The organism is Calothrix sp. PCC 7507 (assembly GCF_000316575.1).
In the GTDB taxonomy this organism is placed as follows: Bacteria; Cyanobacteriota; Cyanobacteriia; order Cyanobacteriales; family Nostocaceae; genus Fortiea.
The window spans coordinates 203,173-221,015 of sequence record NC_019682.1 but is presented as its reverse complement, the minus strand read 5'-3'; the positions used below and the strand labels follow the sequence as shown (position 1 = coordinate 221,015).

Below are 17,843 nucleotides of genomic sequence, written 5' to 3'. Positions count from 1 at the left end.
GGGGCTGGGTGAGATGAGGGGATAAGGAAAAACGACAAAGAGGCGGATTCGCCTTGCCATCGGTGTCCGCCTGTAATGCAAAAAAACAATACTATGAACTACTTAATCATGGCAGTTAGTCAATTTCTATGCTAGTGTATGATGCAATACAAGAATTAGATGAATGCAGAAATTGCATAAGCAAGTTAGGGCTGAAGTTCTGCAATCAAGTTGAGAATTTGGCGGTAATACTGCTTATTTCCTTGTTTGTAATAAAGGTCGGCGGATGCTTGAAAGTCAGCGATCGCTTTTTGAGTGTCTCCCAAATTCCGGTAGACATCAGCTCGCACAATATAGGCTTCGGCCCAATGAGGCTGCAATTCTAAAGCTTGTTTTAAGTCTACAAGTGCGCCCTGTAAGTCTCCCAACAGAGAACGACTCCTACCCCGGTTAAACCAGTCATCAGCAAAGCTAGGCTCAAGGGCGATCGCCTGATTATAATCTGCTATGGCTCCCTGATAGTCTTCTAGGGCGTAGTGAGCATTGCCGCGATCGCTATAAAATGCGGCTGAGTGGGGATTTAACCGCAAAGCTTGGGTGTAATCGGCGATCGCACCCCGATAGTCTTTGAGAGCGTAACGAATCGAAGCCCGGTTATAATAAGCTTCACCGAAATCGGGATTGATTTGTAATGCTTGATTGTAATCAGCGATCGCTCCTTGTTCATCTCCTAACAGGCGGCGGGCGTTGCCCCGATTGCAGTATGCTGGAGAAAAATTCGGCTCAATTTTTATGGCTTGGGTGTTATCTGCAATTGCTCTTTGATAATCTTGCATAGCTTCGTAGACAATCCCTCGACCGTAGTAAGCAGCGGCTAAATTAGCATCGAAAAGCAATGCCCGATCGTAATCTTTAATTGCACCTTGATAGTCTCCTAAACTACGACGAGCCACGGCGCGATCGCAATATCCTTCTGCAAGTAGAGGATTAAGTCGCAGCAGTCGAGTACTATCTTCGATAGCTCCTTGATAGTCGGCTAGCCGTCGTTTAGCATTCGCGCGAAATCCGTAGACTAAACCAAGAGTGGGATTTTTTTGCAACGCTTGGTCATAATCAGCGATCGCTCCTTGATAGTTACCCAAGGAACTATGCACCAAACCCCGCTCACAGTAGGCTTGGACATCATCAGGATTTAACTTGACAGCTTCGCTAAAATCTGCTAATGCTTGGTCATATTCTTTGATGTGAGCAAAAACTAGACCTCGGTTGTAATAAGCGCCGGCAAATTCGGGCTTGATTTCTAAGGCGCGGTTGTAATTGGCGATCGCACTTTGATAGTCTCCTAGAGAGTAGTAGGCATTCCCTAGGTTATGGTACGCTTCTGCTAACTTGGGTTCTAGTTTTAATGCCTGATTTTGATCGGCGATCGCTTGGTGATAGTCTCCTAAGAGATGGTAAGCATTACCACGGTTGCTATAGGCTGCAGCAAAATGAGGATGTAGTTGCAAAGCTTGGTTAAAATCGGCGATCGCTCCTTGATTATCTCCTTGATCGCAACGGCTCACACCCTGATTATGGTAAGCATTGGCGATATCAATATTTATATAACTAGTTAACTGGGGATTAATCTGCAATGCTTGGCGATAATCAGCAATTGCTGTTTCATAGTCTCCGAGGGCTTTAGAGGCTTTACCCCGACCGTGGTAAGATTCAGAGAGGTGGGGATTGATTTGTAATGCTCGGTTATAGTCAGCGATCGCACCCTGATAATCTTCTAAAAAGTAACGAGCATTAGCCCGATTGCTGTATGCTTCGGCGAAATTGGGATTGATTTGTAATGCTCGGTTATAGTCAGCGATCGCTCCGTGATAATCTTTGATTCCACTACTAAGTATAATAGCTCGGTTATGATAAGCCTCAGCATAGTCAGGATCTAACTCAATAGCTTGGGTGTAATAGGCGATCGCTTCTTCAAACTCCCCTTGAAAATTTTTGTTTAGTCCCTGATTAAATAAATCTTCAGCCTTCATGTAATTTGTTTGGTTATGAATATTCGTAAGTTAGTATACTTAATTACTTAATGAAAATTTTGATTTAGTCGTGTCGTTCCAGTAGTAGCGTGTCAAGCCTTAAATGTTGTATTAGATTTTGCAGATTTTGTAGGTTGGGCTGAGGAACGTAGCAAGATCCCGCAAGGTAACCCAACAAAGTTGAGAGAATGTTGGGTTACCCTGCTCTAAGGCTGCGCCTACGCAAAGCCTCAACCCAACCTACGACTAACGCACTATTTTAGTCTAGACAGTCCAGTAGTGGCGTGGCAAGGCTAAAATGTTGTATTAATTCAATCAAATGAACCACCCATAAAAGACAATCTCATTGAGTTGCGAAGTAGGGGCACGGCATCCTCAATCTTGTCGGTAAGCCGATAATCTTACTAGTGCCGTGCCCGCACGGCATCATAAATCTAGTGCCGTGCCCGTACGATGTATTTTTGGTTAACGCACAAATTTAACCTTGCCACGCCAGTAGGGTGCGTTAGCGTCGAGAGTACAGCACCCGTATCAAGGGTTTGGTGCTATACTCTCGCAGCTACACAACGCCAGTTGCTACAAGGGAGGAAACCAAAGCAACGCACTGGCTCCCCTACAGATCTTTTCAAAAATCAAATACAAATGTAAGTCCTATATTAATCTACTTTTAGAACATTAAGGAAATAGAAACATGTTAAAAGTTTTTGCTGATCGGGGTGGAACATTCACAGATATTGTTGCTATTACTAATAATCAAGAAATTATCGACAGACTCATCAAACATCCTGAACGTTTTTTAATCGCTCCTCTTCCTAAACAGCAATGGGTGATAGTCTACAAATTACTTTCAGAAAGTCCTGAACAATATCAAGATGCAGCTATTCAAGGCATTCGAGATATTATGGGTATTTCAGGTAATAAAAGCATTCCTACTACAGCTATAGAAGTTGTCAAAATGGGAACAACAGTAGCGACAAATGCGCTGTTAGAAAGAAAAGGGGATAGGGTAGTTTTGCTCATCACCAAAGGGTTTAAAGATGCATTGCGAATTGGCTACCAAAACCGTCCGCATATCTTTGCCCGTCAGATTATTTTGCCAACAATGCTTTATGAACAGGTCATAGAAGTAGATGAAAGATATAATGCTCACGGTCAGGAATTAATCTCGGTAAATATTGCACAAGTTAAAAAGGACTTACAGGCAGTTTATCACACAGGTATTCGCAGTTGTGCCATTGTTTTTATGCATAGCGATCGCTATCCCGATCACGAACAACAAATAGCCAAAATTGCCCAAGAAATCGGATTCACCCAAATTTCTATATCCCATCAAGTTAGTCCCTTAATGAAATTAGTGAGTCGCGGGGATACAACAGTTGTAGATGCTTATTTAACTCCAATTCTCCGCCGCTATGTTAACCAAGTAGCTAGTCAGTTACCTGGGGTTAAATTAATGTTTATGAAATCTGATGGTGGTTTAGTCGCGGCTGAAAATTTTCAAGGAAAGGATAGTATTTTAAGTGGGCCGGCTGGTGGTATTGTTGGTGCTATTCAAACTAGTAAAAGAGCAGGTTTTGAGTTAGTGATTACCTTTGATATGGGCGGAACAAGTACAGATGTCGCCCACTTTAAAGGAGAGTATGAACGACAACTAGATTCAGAAATTGCTGGGGCGCGGATGCGAGTTCCCGTATTAGCCATTAATACGATTGCTGCTGGTGGCGGCTCGATTTTATTTTTTGATGCTTCTAGTTATCGTGTCGGGCCAGAATCTGCAGGGTCAAATCCGGGGCCTGCTTGTTACCGTCGGGGTGGAAGATTAACAGTCACAGATGCAAACGTGATGTTAGGAAAAATTCACCCCCAATATTTCCCTTCTGTCTTTGGGATGGACGGTAATTTACCTTTAGATAAAGATGTTGTTGTTGAGAAATTTACAAAGTTAACTCAGGAAATTACAGCCGTCACAAGGAACAATTATACACCAGAACAAGTAGCTGCTGGATTTATAGCGATCGCTGTTGAGAATATGGCAAATGCAATTAAAAAAATTAGTCTCCAACGAGGCTATGATGTCACTCAATATACCCTTTGTTGTTTTGGTGGTGCGGGAGGACAAGTTGCTTGTTTGATTGCTGATACTTTAGGAATACAAACAATATTTTTGCATCCTTATGCTGGAGTACTTTCTGCTTATGGAATGGGATTAGCTGATGTGAGGGCGATTAGAGAAAGTGGTGTGGAAAAGCCTTTAACTGAAGAATTAATTCCCCAATTACAGGAGTTAATGGAAAGTTTGGAAATTCAAGCTAGAAAGGAAGAAATTAAAACCCAGGGAGATGCGGAAAAAGTAGTCCAAAAAGTTAATTTAAAATATGAGGGCACTAATTCAACTTTGAGTGTTAATTTTGCCGATGATGTAGTCGTGATGCGACAAGAATTTGCAGATGAACATAAAACTCGCTATGGTTTCATCCAATTAGAGAAAACTTTAATTGTTGAATCCATATCAGTGGAAGTCATTCAAAAAATGGATACTCCTGAGGAACCCTTAATTAATCGCACTCGTCCTGTAAACGAAGCCCCTACATATATTGAGAAAGTAAAAATGTTTACTGCTGATAAATGGCATAATACTCCTGTTTATCGGCGGGAAGATTTGCAAACAGGAGATAGTATTAATGGTGCTGCAATTATTGTAGAAAAAATCAGCACAATTATCGTTGAACCTAACTGGATCGCCAGGTTAAATGAATGTAATCATCTGATTTTACAGCGTCAAGATTGATGAATTCATCAGTCTTAACCTATATTTGCCGGATAATTAATATCAGTTATCTTGTAGTTAACCTAAATAGTATAGCGTTTATCGGTCTAGTAAGGTACGGTCTAAAATAATTAAACGCAGATAAACGCAGATAAACGCAGATAAATTTGTACGTCAGTAGCCTAGGAAAGGGAATATTACCATAGCAAAAATAAAATGTACATAATATCTCAACCCGACCCCATCCGCTTAGAAATATTCAAAAATCTCTATCAATTTATCGCCGAACAAATGGGAATTGTTCTGCAAAATACAGCAACATCTGTGAATATTAAAGAGAGATTAGATTTCTCTTGCGCTATTTTTGACTCATCAGGATTATTAGTCGCTAACGCCCCCCACATTCCTGTACATTTAGGCTCAATGAGTGAAAGTGTCCGCAGTTTAATTAATGATAAAGGCGACACAATAAAACCTGGGAATGTGTATCTATCTAATAACCCCTATAATGGCGGAACACATCTTCCTGATGTAACTGCAATTACACCCGTTTTTCTAGAAGGTGTGGAAAATATTTCATTTCCAATTCCCCTCTTTTTTGTCGCTTCTCGTGGACACCAAGCCGATATTGGTGGCATTACTCCAGGTTCTATGCCTCCCCACAGTACGATAGTAGAAGAGGAGGGAATTATCTTTGATAACTTTCTCTTGGTAGAAGAGGGAAATTTTCTAGAACCTGCTACCAGACAGCATCTCTCCAATCATATTTATCCTGCACGTAACCCTGACCAAAATATAGCTGATTTTAAGGCACAAATTGCTGCCAATGAAAGGGGAGTACAAGAACTCCGAAAAATGGTTAAGCAATATGGATTGTCAACTGTCCAAGCTTACATGAAATTTGTACAGGATAATGCTGAGGAGTCAGTTAGACGAGCTATTGATATTCTCAAAGATGGCTCATTTATTTATGAAATGGATAATGGAGCAAGAATTCAAGTCAAGGTGACAATTGACCGGAAAAATCGCAGTGCCACTATTGATTTTACTGGCACATCGCCGCAATTAAACAGTAACTTTAATGCACCATTAGCTGTCACTCAAGCAGCCGTTTTATACGTCTTCCGGACTCTGGTAGATGATAATATTCCCCTGAATGCTGGTTGTCTCAAACCTTTAGAAATTATTGTTCCTGATGGTTGTATGCTCAACCCTACTTATCCAGCCGCTGTAGTTGCGGGTAATGTCGAGACATCTCAAACTATTGTCGATGCTTTATATGGTGCTTTAGGCGTGATGGCTGCTTCCCAAGGAACGATGAATAATTTCACTTTTGGGAATGAAAAATATCAATATTATGAAACCATCTGTGGTGGTTCTGGGGCGGGGATTGATTTTGATGGGACTGATGGCGTTCATACCCACATGACTAACTCCCGCCTGACAGATCCAGAGGTTTTAGAAACCCGTTATCCTGTTCAGGTAGAAAGCTTTAGTCTGCGTCCCGATAGCGGGGGTAAAGGAAAGTATTCAGGCGGTAATGGCGTGATTCGTCGCATCAAGTTTCTCGAACCGATGACAGCGAATATTCTCTCTGGTCATCGCTTGGTTCGACCTTTTGGCTTAAATGGTGGGGAAGCAGGAAAAGTAGGACGTAACTGGATACAACGTCACAATGGCACCAAAGAGAATTTAGACAGCACTGCAACTGTAGAAATAGAACCTGGAGATGTTTTTGTCATAGAAACTCCTGGGGGTGGAGGATTTGGTCATTGAAGAGGAAAGGGAGCAGGGGATAGGAGGATAAAGGTCAAGTCTCCTGAGTTTGCTTTTGGTAGATCAAAAACTACGTTAACTTGATATACTTACCGTAGATTTGGTACTGTATGGATTGTTGAGTGCTATTAGCCATCAAACAATTAGGAGAATCAGTAACTGTGAGTCCTCATGATTCAGAGCCAGCATCTACCCCTGGTTCTCACTTAGATTTAGAGGCAGATGTCCTTGTGATTGGTGGTGGTCCTGCCGGCGCTTGGGCTGCTTGGAGTGCAGCCACCCAAGGGGCAAAGGTCATTCTTGTCGATAAAGGCTACTGTGGCACCAGTGGGGCTACGGCGGCGGCTGGTACGACAGTTTGGTATGTCTCCAACCCAGCTAACCGCGAAGCCGAGTTATCAAAAAGGGAAACTTTGGGCGGTTTTTTGAGCGATCGCTATTGGATGAATCGCGTTTTAGACCAAGCTAGAATTAACCTGAATCGCCTTGTTGAATGGGGCTATCCCTTTTCGCCAGATGAAAATGGTCATCCCTATCTACCCTCACTGCATCAAGGTGCAGAGTACATGCGGTTGATGCGGAAACAGGTGAAAAAGATAGGGGTGAAAATCCTCGATCACAGCCCTGCATTGGAATTGTTGGTAGATGCCGATGGTGCTGTGGCTGGTGCAAACGGGATAAATCGGCAAACAGGCGAATCTTGGACAGTCAAAGCTGGGGCGGTAATTCTTGCTACTGGAGGTTGTGCTTTCTTAAGTAAATCCTTGGGGTGTAACGTCCTCACGGGAGAGGGGTATTTAATGGCAGCCGAAGCTGGAGCAGAACTTTCAGGGATGGAGTTTTCTAATGTTTATGGATTGACTCCCGCCTTTGCTTCGGTAACAAAAGGAGCATATTATCGCTACGCAACCTTTACCTATGAAGATGGTACAGTTTTGGAGAATAGCGATCGCCGGACAATTGCCCGCGCCCTACGTACCCAACCTGTCTACGCCTGCATCAACAAAGCCTCAGAAACCGAAAAAAGTTGGATGCAGACAATTCAACATAACTTTTTCTTGCCCTTCGAGCGAGTGGGGATTGACCCCTTCACGCAACGATTCCCCGTCACCCTGCGTTTAGAAGGAACGGTGCGCGGTACTGGTGGATTAAGGATTGTGGATGAAAATTGTGCCACCTCCGTTGCTGGGTTGTATGCCGTCGGTGATGCTGCTACACGAGAACTAATTTGTGGTGGTGCTTCCGGGGGAGGTAGCCCGAATGCCGCTTGGGCAAGTGCTTCTGGTGTTTGGGCGGGAGAAGCGGCTGTGACTTATGGGCAAAAATTGGGGGAAAAAGTGAATAAGCGATCGCTGCACAGAATTGGTAATGCAGCCGTTGATCGAGACAGTAACCGCACCTTTGATCCCACAGCAGTGATTAAAGCAGTGCAAGCAGAAGTATTGCCATGCGATCGTAACCTCTTCCGCACAGAACAAAATCTGTCAGCGTCCCTTAACAAACTACACCATTTATGGAATGAAGTTCGTCACACATCAGCGACATCAAATCAGCAGATCCAAGCCAGAGAAGCCGCCGCGATGGTTGCAACTGCAAGGTGGATGTACGCCACAGCCTTAGAACGCAAAGAATCTCGCGGGATGCACAAACATGAAGACTATCCCCAACTGGATGTAAAACAACAACATCGTTTAATTAGTGGTGGACTAGATAGCGTTTGGGTGAAGCCAGAACAAAATATTTCCATCAGGGAGTTAGTCAAAAAATGATTGAACTAGTAGGGTGCCGTACTCTCAGCGATAACGCACCCTACAAATACTGTACGCAAATTAAATGTGGAGAAACCTATAAAACAATGATTGAATTAGTTAGTGCATCTCGTTGTATTAAGTGCAATATCTGTGTTAGCGCTTGCCCCACAAACGTCTTTGATAAAGTACTAAATGCTCCTCCAACAATTGCCCGTAAAAGTGATTGCCAAACCTGTTATATTTGTGAACTATATTGTCCAGTTGATGCCTTATTTGTAGCTCCCCAGGCAGATGAATCTGTAATCGTCGATGAACAGACATTAATCGAATCAGGATTGCTAGGAACCTATCGCCAAAGATTGGGATGGGGACGAGGACGCACCCCAGCAGCCCAAGTAGAAGAGTCCGCCAAATTCTTTAAATATGCTCCGTAGATAGAGATGAAAACCTGCGGATATGGATAAATTCGATTTAGTGATTTTTGATTGTGATGGTGTACTTGTAGATAGCGAACACATCACAAATTCAGTTTTTGCAGAAATGCTCAATGAAATGGGATTACCTGTAACCTTGGCAGATATGTTTGATACCTTTGTTGGCAAATCTATGGCAGTCTGTTTAGAAATTATTCAACAAAAACTTGGTAAGCCTGTTCCAGATGATTTTCTGAGCGAATATAAACAACGGACAAAAAAAGCTTTAGTAGAAAAATTACAGCCAATTCCAGGAATACATGAGGTTTTAGCGAAACTTAATCTGCCTTTTTGTGTGGCTTCTAACGGTGTAGAAGAAATGATGCAGACAAAGCTAAATATCACAGGGCTATTACCATATTTCGAGGGCAAATTATTCAGTATTACCCATGTCGCCAGAGGTAAACCCCATCCAGATATATTCTTATATGCAGCCGAAAAAATGGGATTTGCTCCGCAGAGGTGTGCAGTTGTTGAAGATACACCTACAGGAGTAGAAGCAGGATTCACCGCCGGAATGACAGTTTTTGGCTATGCCGCAATCAGCAATCCCGAACAATTGAGAGCAGCAGGAGCATCGATTGTTTTTAATGATATGGGAGTATTGCCAAAATTGCTGCAGTAGGGGCTAGGAATTAGGGATTAGAGACTAGGGACTGGAGAAAAAACTATTACCCCATACCCCATTCCCCAAAAAGTTTGACAACACAAAATATAGAGGTGAAAAATGTCAATTCAAGAAACACTATCAAGCTGGGATCAACTGTTAGAAATTGCTCGACAAAATACCCCCGCTCGACGGGTGCGTAGACCAGGACAAGCACCTTCCACAGCACCCATTCCCAGCAGTCTTGATAAACTGGCTCCAGGTACTGAACCACCAGTACTGCTTTACCGTGATACTAACTCTTGGTGTCCTTTTTGTGAGCGGGTTTGGTTTGCATTGGAAGAAAAACAAATTCCCTTTGCAACGGAGTTTATCGATTTAACTAACAAGCCAAAATGGTACACCGATTTAGTTCCTACAACCCTTGTACCTGCAGCCAAGATTGAGGGAGAGTTAGTTTATGAATCCAAAGATATTCTGTTAGCATTAGAAGCAAAATATAGCCCTAGCTTGCTTCCAGAAGACCCAGCAGAAAACGCGGTTGCTAGACAATGGTTAGACGAAGCCGAAACCAATGGTATTAGGAATACTGCCTATCAATTCCTCAGACAACCACCAGAAAATCCTGATGAATTAGCCAGTTTACAGGCAGCTTTTGAAGCGAAATTAGATGAACTGGAGCAACTATTAGGAAAGTATCCAGGCCCCTACTTTTTGTCAACATTTAGTGTGGTAGACATTACCTATAGTCCCCACCTAGATAGATTGGCGGCTAACCTACCCGTGTACAGGGGATATCACCTCAAAGGTAATCCCCGCTATCCTCGGATTAACGCTTGGTTTGAAGCACTCAAACAGCGTCCCGCCTATCAGCGAGTCAAATCGGATGACGCTACCAATAATTTACTTTTGCGTCGTAGATGGGGAGTAGAACCAATTGGCAATCCCTTACCACCAGATCCTGCAGCCAGCCAAGAAATCCAATTTCGGGCGGAAGCTGCGGAGAGATTGAGCGATAACCGAGAAGTGGCGATCGGGGACATCCTGAAAAACTCCGGGGTGCAAGCTTTGGCGAAAGATGGAGATACAACAGCCGTTAAAGAAGCGGTTGATTTTCACCTGCGACTACTAGCCGACTATCTAATTAATGGCAATGGCGCACCTTTACCATGGGGACGTATAGGCGGTAAGGACAATGCCGATCCTAGCACTGCTGCGGTGGGAGCCATCACCCTGGCTTATGTGCGAAATCGCATCTGTGCCCCCCGTGATATGAGCGCCGGTGCGGCGACAGCATTCCGTGCGGCTGCCGATAAAGTCTTGGCATCGCTTTATTAGGGCATTGGGGAATCTGATATCTTGCAGCATTGTCAATAACCGTAGGGTGGGCAATGCCCACCAACGAAAACATCAGTGTTTCAGATCAAGGTGGGCAGTGCCCACCCTACAAAAAAATGCATTGTTGAAACTGGTGCAATATCTCAGGAATGGGGAAATTTACTTTCTCATCACCCTCATCACCCGGTTGGTGAGCGCAGTCGAACCACATCTCCTCACACCTCTTCGTTGAAACTGGAGAAAGAAATTGAGTATGAAAAAAAAGCAATTAAGACTGGGTGCATTTTTACCGAGTTCTGGGCATCATTTGGCATCGTGGCGACACCCTGATGCTGAGGCTGGGGCTGGATTGAGCTTTAAGCATTACAAGCGGTTGGCGCAAACAGCAGAACGAGGGAAATTTGATATGATTTTCCTGGCTGATGGAGTGGCTATTCGCGACAGAGATCAAACATCTGAGGTTTTGAGCCGCAACGGTAAGCTGGTACATTTTGAACCTCTGACTTTGCTGTCGGCGCTGTCTGTAGTGACGGAAAATATTGGGTTGACGGCGACGGTATCAACGACTTATAACGAACCTTTTCACCTCGCCCGCAAGTTTGCGTCTTTAGATTATCTCAGTAATGGTCGCGCTGGTTGGAATCTCGTGACTTCTGCTACAGAAGCCGAAGCCCTGAACTTCAACCGGGAAAACCACATGGAACATACATTGCGCTATGAACGGGCTAAAGAGTTTGTGGATGTGGTTACCAAACTCTGGGATAGCTGGGAAGATGATGCTTTTTTACGGGATAAAGAGTCAGGCGTTTACTTTGATCCTGACAAGCTGCACGTTCCTAACCACAAAGGTGAACATTTTTCAGTGCGAGGCCCTTTGAATGTGGCTCGTCCTATCCAAGGCTATCCGGTGATTATTCAGGCTGGATCATCTGAAGATGGTAAGAATCTCGCCGCCCAAACAGCCGAGGTGATTTTCACCGCCCAGCAGACTTTGGCAGAAGCCCAAGGGTTTTATGCAGATGTGAAAGGGAGACTGGCTCAATATGGCCGATCGCCTGATCATCTTAAAATTATGCCAGGGATATTCCCTGTGATCGGCAGAACTGAGCAGGAAGCCCAGGACAAATTTGACCAGATTCAAGAGTTAATCGATCCAGTAGTTGGCTTAAATTTATTGGGGGGAATGATTGGGGGATTCGATCTCTCCGCCTACCCTTTGGACGGCCCTTTACCAGAACTACCAGAGACTAACGGTGGTAAAAGTCGTCAAAAATTACTAACTGATCTGGCTCACAGAGAGAATTTAACCATTAGACAATTATATTTGTGGATTGCAGGGGCGCGGGGTCATCGTCAAATTGTCGGTACACCTACACAAATTGCTGATTTACTGGAAGATTGGTTTGTCAATGGCGGTGCTGATGGTTTTAATATTATGCCACCTTGGTTGCCAGGGGGATTAGATGAGTTTGTGGAGTTAGTGATTCCAGAACTGCAACGCCGGGGATTGTTCCGCACCGAATACGAAGCCAGTACCTTGCGCGAAAATCTGGGTTTACCCCGTCCTAGAAACCAGTTTAGCAAAGCTCCGGAATTAGCGATCGCCAGTTCTGCTAAATAATTCCGTCTGATATTAATTTTTTCGGCATTTGTTATAGGAGTCAAGTGTTTACACTTCGACTACGCTCAGTGTAAACACTTGATTTTTGACAACCTATCGCGTGAAAAATATGACATTTGCGTAAGTTTTATTTAAGTTTCTCGAATCCACAGCGCCAAGCCTCCACCGCGTCCACGAGCTGCGATCGCATTTTCTGTCATCATAAAGAAGGCAAAGAATGCCTGTTTAGCTATGGCTTGGTTGTGGAAATCTTCACCTTGAGCTTTACTAGAGCGAATTTGACCTTTGTAAACAGTACGATCAAACAGACTGATTTGCATTTGGGTGAAGTCAAACGCCAATAAGTTTTTCTTACCTAAATATTTGGCTGGGCCTGTCAGCTGCAACGACACTAAGCCTACTTGTACCTGATTGCCAATTTCGCCTCTGCCAGAATTATCGGCTAAATCAGCACTAAAGGAAATATAGGCTGCTGCAAATTTGGGCAGATAAATCCCCTTACCTAAGACAATTCCCCCACGCTGTCTGACTTTGCGAGTACCCGTAGCAAAACACAGCCGCCATTTACCGAGAAGAGACTCAAAGTTATAAGCTAGCCGTTGCTGCTTGGCTACTTTTTCTGCTTGGAGTAACGCATCCACCAATAAAGCAGCTTTGGGAAGTTTACCCCCCTCGCCTCGATACGCCGCCACAGCTTGAGATATGACTGCAAGATTAGGGGTAGCAGTAGATGTGACATCAGCCGTCATAAGCGCACTCTGGATTTAACTGTATTCTTTTATTGTTGATCATTCAGAGAGAGACGCGATAAATCAAGAGAGAGACGCGATAAATCGCCGTCTCTACGGGGAATTTATCCATCAATTATTTATTGACAGATTAGTAGGCTGGGGAATTGTTAAACTGGGCAATATCAGTATAATCGCTTAATATTATTGCTAATTTATGGAACCAGTAACATTGACTGCGGTGGCGACAGCGATCGCTACTATAGTTTTAACTAAGGCATTGGAAACCACAGGCGAAAAACTGGGAGAAGCAGCCTTAGCGGAAAGTAAGAAGTTAATCGATAAGCTGCGTCAGAAAAATAAACTGCCTTTGTTGGGAAGTGCAACACAAGACAATCCCCAACCACCGCTAGATTATGGACAAGCAGTGCTGGAGTTGAAACAAGCCGCAGATACAGATACCGAAATTGCTGAAGCAGTGCGAGGAGTGGAAGCAACAGTTAATCAAGAACAGTCCCAAACTGCTGCGGAAATTCAAAAATTAGCCACAGAAATCCAAGCGCAACCTTCAATTGTTAACAACTTTGCCAAATTAGCAGAAACTATAGAAGCTGAAAAAGGCGCAATGGTTGCCCAACAAATCACCATTCAACAACAGCACAACACCTACAACTGACTACAGTCGCCTGAACGGGAACAGGTAAAGTCAAATCCCCCTACTGGAATACCACACAATTTGCCCCTGACTGGGGTGGTGGAATTTGTTGGGCGTGAAGTCGAACTGCAAAACCTCGACCAACTTTTGCAGGAAAATAAACAAGCGATTACTGAGCGTAGTCGAAGTATAGCCATTGCTGCTATTGCGGGGATGGGGGGAGTTGGGAAAACAGAACTGGCGTTGCAATATGCAATCCAACAGCGTGAAACTTACACCGGGGGAATTTGTTGGTTATTGCCAAAATCTGGAGGTATAGGCATTCAAATTGTCCAATTTGCCCGCACCCATTTAGACTTAAAACCCCCAGAAGACTTTGATATCATCGCCCAAGTGCAATACTGCTGGCGGCGTTGGCGTGAGGGTGAGGTGTTGCTGGTGTTGGATGATGTCAGCGACTACGAGGAAATCCAGCCTTACCTACCACCCTCATCTTCCCGGTTTAAAGTGCTGATGACAACACGTCAGTACTTTGGCGGGGTAAAACAATTATCTTTGGAAGTACTGCAACCAGAGGCGGCGTTAGATTTATTAAAGTCGTTACTCCCAGAAACACCGTCACGAGTTGAAAGAGAATTAGCTGTAGCTAATCAATTGTGTGAGTGGCTGGGATATTTGCCCTTAGGTTTGGAATTAGTGGGGCGGTATCTAGCACGGAAACGGGATTTATCTCTCACAGAAATGTTGCGGCGATTGAAAAACAAGCGATTAGATGAGCGTTCCTTGTCTAAATCCAAGTCAGAAGGTAACATGACAGCACAAAGGGGGGTGTTAGCCGCCTTTGAGTTGAGTTGGCTGGAATTAGAGGCGGAAGATCAGCAATTAGGCTGTTTACTAAGCTTATTCGCCGCCGCACCTATTCCTTGGAATTTGGTAGAACAGTGTTTACCAGAAGAAGATGAGGAAGATTTAGAAGATATTCGAGATGATAAGTTATTGAATTTGCATTTACTCCAGCGTAAAGATGAGGGAGTTTACCAACTACATCCACTGTTGCGGGAGTTTTTTCAATATAAGCTTACAGGTTTAGAACAGGCAGAGGAATTTAGGCGATCGCTTTGCAGGGTAATGGTAGCGCTTGCTAAAGATATTCCTCAAGACCCGATACTTGAGCAAATTAAGAATGTCACTCTTTGCATACCTCATTTAGCAGAAGTAGCGAACAATCTCATTCAGTATCTCAGCGATGATGATTTAATTTGGGCATTTGTCGGCAACGCTTGGTTTTACAATGGTCAGGGATTGTATGATCAAGCAGAACCTTGGTTTGTGCAATGTCTAGAAGTTAGCAAAAAACGATTGGGGTCAGAACATCCCTCAGTCGCCACTAGTCTCAACAACCTAGCAAAACTCTACGAATCCCAAGGCAAATACAGCGAAGCCGAACCCTTGTACAGCCAAGCTTTAACACTATGGCGCCAACTGCTAGGGTCAGAACATCCCTCAGTCGCCACTAGCCTTAACAACCTCGCAGGACTCTACAAATCCCAAGGCAGATACAGCAAAGCCGAACCCTTGTACATCCAAGCTTTGGCACTCAGACGTCAACTGCTAGGGTCAGAACATCCCGATGTCGCCACTAGCCTCAACAATCTCGCCTTACTCCACAAATCCCAAGGCAGATACAGCGAAGCTGAACCATTGTACATCCAAGCTTTGGCACTCTACCACCAACTACTGGGTGAAGAACATCCCTTAGTAGCACTTGGCCTCAACAACCTCGCCTTACTCTACTACTGCCAAGGCAAATACAGCGAAGCTGAACCCTTGTTCATCCAAGCTTTGGTACTCTACCGCCAACTACTGGGTGAAGAACATCCCTCAGTCGCCACTAGCCTTAACAATCTCGCAGGACTCTACTACTCCCAAGGCAAATACAGCGAAGCTGAACCCTTGTTCATCCAAGCTTTGGCACTCGACCACCAACTGCTAGGGTCAGAACATCCCTCAGTCGCCACTAGCCTCAACAATCTCGCAGCATTCTACGAATCCCAAAGCAGATACAGTGAAGCTGAACCTCTTTACATCCAAGCTTTAGATATTTTTGAGCGACGATTAGGAATAAATCATCCTAATACTGTGACTGTGCGTGGAAATTTAGCATATTTGCGCGATTCTTTGACATCAGAACAGTAAAATTCAAGTTCCCAACCCCATCAATTAAGCTTTTTTCTCCAAGTTCCGTGTTCTGAACTCCAAGTTTCCTGTTTCAAGTGAGAATATTGTTGTTTCAAGTGAGAACGTTCCTGTTCTAAACGAGAACATTCCTGTTTTTAGTGAGAATGTTCTTGTTCCAAGTGAGAATATTCTTGTACCAAACGAGAACGTTCCTGTTCCAAGTGAGAACATTCCTGTTCCAAATGAGAACGTTCCTGTTTCAAGTGAGAACATTCCTGTTCCAAATGAGAACGTTCCTGTTCTGAGGTGGAATAATGGTGTTATGAAGGCGTAGGTGTAGCCCCACGGTTCGGATAAGAAAATTAGCGAACCCAAAATCATTGTAGAGACGCGAAATTGTACTTCTCTACGAGACGCTCCGCGAACGCTAACGCGTCTCTACATACCCGAAATCACCACGAAACGTCCCTAACTCCTGTTCAGAGTGTAAACTGAGGTGCGATCGCTTATACTTAGATTTCTTCAATAATCAAATACTAGTCTTATATATTATCTTAAGTACAACCTACACAATCATTCCTCATCATCAGGCAATTTTTCCATCTCATCAGTTAAGAGGGTTTGAAAATCCTCATCACAGTGACTATGGAGATGAACAGTAGCCGCTAGCAGTTCTCCAAGAATTTCTGCTCGCTGGTTAGGAGTTAAACTAGGTAACTGTAGTTGGTTAATTAAAGCTTGGACTCTACTGCATTCTGCACCTAATTCAGCAATTAGATTACTGAGAGTTGAATTCGTGACTGTCAGAGGGCGATCGCTGATTTGCATATTCATTCTCCCAATCTTTTACGCGCTTGTTGGATTGCTTTTTCAAAAGCACGAATCTCTTTTTCCCAATGCCAAATTAAACCTTCATCTGGAAAATCTTTCACTGATTCCAGTCTAATCTTTTCTTGATGTTCAGTAATCCTGCGAGTTAAGGAATCAATCGCTTTCTGATGATGTTTTTTACCCATCATGCTTAACGATAGGTGACTTGGAGACTCCGGGCTAAAATCACCAAAGATGCGATCGCCATTAATCCACCCCAAAACCAGTAAGGTAACAGCAAATACTTCTGCATTTGTGCTGTATCTGAAAGTCCCAGGTTTCCAGCACTGTAGCTAAATAAATAATCTAGTTGATGGTAAGTACTCACACAAGCTTGCACACCTAAGAATTGCACACTCAATCCCTGTACCCAGCGCGGCGCTTTTAGGGCAATACCTAGGATAATTAAACCCAACACAGGAATGGCGACAAATCCAAAGGGGGAACGTACCCAAACTAATGTTGACAGCAGCAAAAATCCCCCTAAAATCTTCAAACTCAGGGAAGCTGTCTTAAAACTCTGAGAAGCCAAAATCAAAGCTGCACCAGCAATTGGCGGCCCCATTGGCCCGGCGGCTGCAACTAAACCAGGGCCAATGGGGCCTAATGACAAAGCGATGCGATAAGTGGCGACACCAGAACCGCTACTAAAAATCTCTAATTTCTGGAACTGTCCCCCCAATAACAGCGCCATCAAGCCATGACCCATTTCGTGAAACCACGTAGCCAGAATCGTGAAGGGGTATAAAATATAATCGCCTCCTGGAACTTGCCACAGCAATATAGTAGCGATCGCTGCGGCAATTAACCAAGTCAACCCCATGCGTTCTACTTCTGGCGGGGTTTCTTGGGGGAGTAAGTTGTCAAAGTTTTTTCCTGGTTCCCTCATGGATCATGTTCCTTCAGGTAGTTGGGGGATTGGGTATTGGGGACTGGGGATTGGGGAAGTGAGGGAGATGTGGTTCGACTGCGCTCACCAACCGGGAGATGAGGAGGAAAAAATAAATAACTCCTAACTCTTGACTCCTAACTCCCAACTCTTGACAAATTCCCCATTTCCAATACCCAAA

Annotated in this window: 15 protein-coding genes; 9 read left to right on the top strand and 6 right to left on the bottom strand. The window is 44.0% G+C overall.

Annotated elements, in window-relative coordinates; genetic code table 11:
• Nucleotides 1-185: 185 nt before the first annotated feature.
• Nucleotides 186-2,009, bottom strand: coding sequence for a tetratricopeptide repeat protein (locus CAL7507_RS01085; RefSeq protein ID WP_015126563.1), 1,824 nt, complete (start codon nt 2,007-2,009; stop codon nt 186-188).
• Nucleotides 2,010-2,700: 691 nt separating this feature from the next.
• Between CAL7507_RS01085 and CAL7507_RS01080 the strand changes: the two genes are divergently transcribed.
• The 7 genes from CAL7507_RS01080 to CAL7507_RS01050 all read left to right on the top strand — a co-directional run bounded on the left by CAL7507_RS01080 (nt 2,701) and on the right by CAL7507_RS01050 (nt 12,342).
• On the top strand, nt 2,701-4,797 hold the full coding sequence (locus CAL7507_RS01080) for a hydantoinase/oxoprolinase family protein (RefSeq protein WP_015126562.1): 2,097 nt from the start codon (nt 2,701-2,703) through the stop codon (nt 4,795-4,797).
• A gap of 195 nt (nt 4,798-4,992) precedes the next feature.
• Nucleotides 4,993-6,552 (top strand): hydantoinase B/oxoprolinase family protein, encoded by a 1,560-nt coding sequence (locus CAL7507_RS01075; RefSeq protein ID WP_015126561.1) that lies wholly within the window; start codon nt 4,993-4,995, stop codon nt 6,550-6,552.
• 122 nt (nt 6,553-6,674) lie between these two features.
• Complete coding sequence (locus CAL7507_RS01070; RefSeq protein ID WP_015126560.1) at nt 6,675-8,321, top strand: FAD-dependent oxidoreductase; 1,647 nt, start codon at nt 6,675-6,677, stop codon at nt 8,319-8,321.
• A complete protein-coding gene (locus CAL7507_RS01065) occupies nt 8,318-8,737 on the top strand; it encodes a ferredoxin family protein (protein ID WP_015126559.1) in 420 nt (139 codons plus the stop codon). The genes CAL7507_RS01070 and CAL7507_RS01065 overlap by 4 nt, the downstream gene beginning before the upstream one ends.
• Before the next feature lie 22 nt (nt 8,738-8,759).
• Entirely contained in the window at nt 8,760-9,401 is a 642-nt protein-coding gene (locus CAL7507_RS01060) for an HAD family phosphatase (protein WP_015126558.1), read from the top strand.
• 102 nt (nt 9,402-9,503) lie between these two features.
• Nucleotides 9,504-10,721 (top strand): glutathione S-transferase family protein, encoded by a 1,218-nt coding sequence (locus CAL7507_RS01055; RefSeq protein WP_015126557.1) that lies wholly within the window; start codon nt 9,504-9,506, stop codon nt 10,719-10,721.
• A 253-nt stretch (nt 10,722-10,974) separates the two neighbouring features.
• Nucleotides 10,975-12,342: an LLM class flavin-dependent oxidoreductase gene (locus CAL7507_RS01050; protein WP_015126556.1), complete on the top strand. Its 1,368-nt coding sequence runs from the start codon at nt 10,975-10,977 to the stop codon at nt 12,340-12,342.
• Between the two features lie 131 nt (nt 12,343-12,473).
• Here the strand turns inward: CAL7507_RS01050 and CAL7507_RS01045 are convergent, their stop codons facing one another.
• Complete coding sequence (locus CAL7507_RS01045) at nt 12,474-13,091, bottom strand: hypothetical protein (RefSeq protein ID WP_015126555.1); 618 nt, start codon at nt 13,089-13,091, stop codon at nt 12,474-12,476.
• Nucleotides 13,092-13,287: 196 nt separating this feature from the next.
• Here CAL7507_RS01045 and CAL7507_RS01040 point away from each other — a divergent pair, with 196 nt between their 5' ends.
• Together CAL7507_RS01040 and CAL7507_RS01035 are read left to right on the top strand one after the other, a co-directional pair.
• Nucleotides 13,288-13,746, top strand: a complete 459-nt coding sequence (locus CAL7507_RS01040) for a hypothetical protein (protein ID WP_015126554.1) — start codon at nt 13,288-13,290, stop codon at nt 13,744-13,746.
• Between the two features lie 60 nt (nt 13,747-13,806).
• Nucleotides 13,807-15,921, top strand: a complete 2,115-nt coding sequence (locus CAL7507_RS01035; protein ID WP_236556850.1) for a tetratricopeptide repeat protein — start codon at nt 13,807-13,809, stop codon at nt 15,919-15,921.
• Nucleotides 15,922-15,945: 24 nt separating this feature from the next.
• On the opposite strand, the gene CAL7507_RS31430 is transcribed toward CAL7507_RS01035, so the two are convergent.
• The 4 genes from CAL7507_RS31430 to CAL7507_RS01020 all read right to left on the bottom strand — a co-directional run bounded on the left by CAL7507_RS31430 (nt 15,946) and on the right by CAL7507_RS01020 (nt 17,662).
• Nucleotides 15,946-16,284 (bottom strand): hypothetical protein, encoded by a 339-nt coding sequence (locus CAL7507_RS31430; RefSeq protein ID WP_144051175.1) that lies wholly within the window; start codon nt 16,282-16,284, stop codon nt 15,946-15,948.
• A 192-nt stretch (nt 16,285-16,476) separates the two neighbouring features.
• A complete protein-coding gene (locus CAL7507_RS01030) occupies nt 16,477-16,737 on the bottom strand; it encodes a hypothetical protein (protein WP_236556847.1) in 261 nt (86 codons plus the stop codon).
• A complete protein-coding gene (locus CAL7507_RS01025) occupies nt 16,734-16,922 on the bottom strand; it encodes a hypothetical protein (RefSeq protein ID WP_236556846.1) in 189 nt (62 codons plus the stop codon). The genes CAL7507_RS01030 and CAL7507_RS01025 overlap by 4 nt, the downstream gene beginning before the upstream one ends.
• 2 nt (nt 16,923-16,924) lie before the next feature.
• Entirely contained in the window at nt 16,925-17,662 is a 738-nt protein-coding gene (locus tag CAL7507_RS01020) for a M50 family metallopeptidase (RefSeq protein WP_015126550.1), read from the bottom strand.
• Nucleotides 17,663-17,843: the final 181 nt, after the last annotated feature.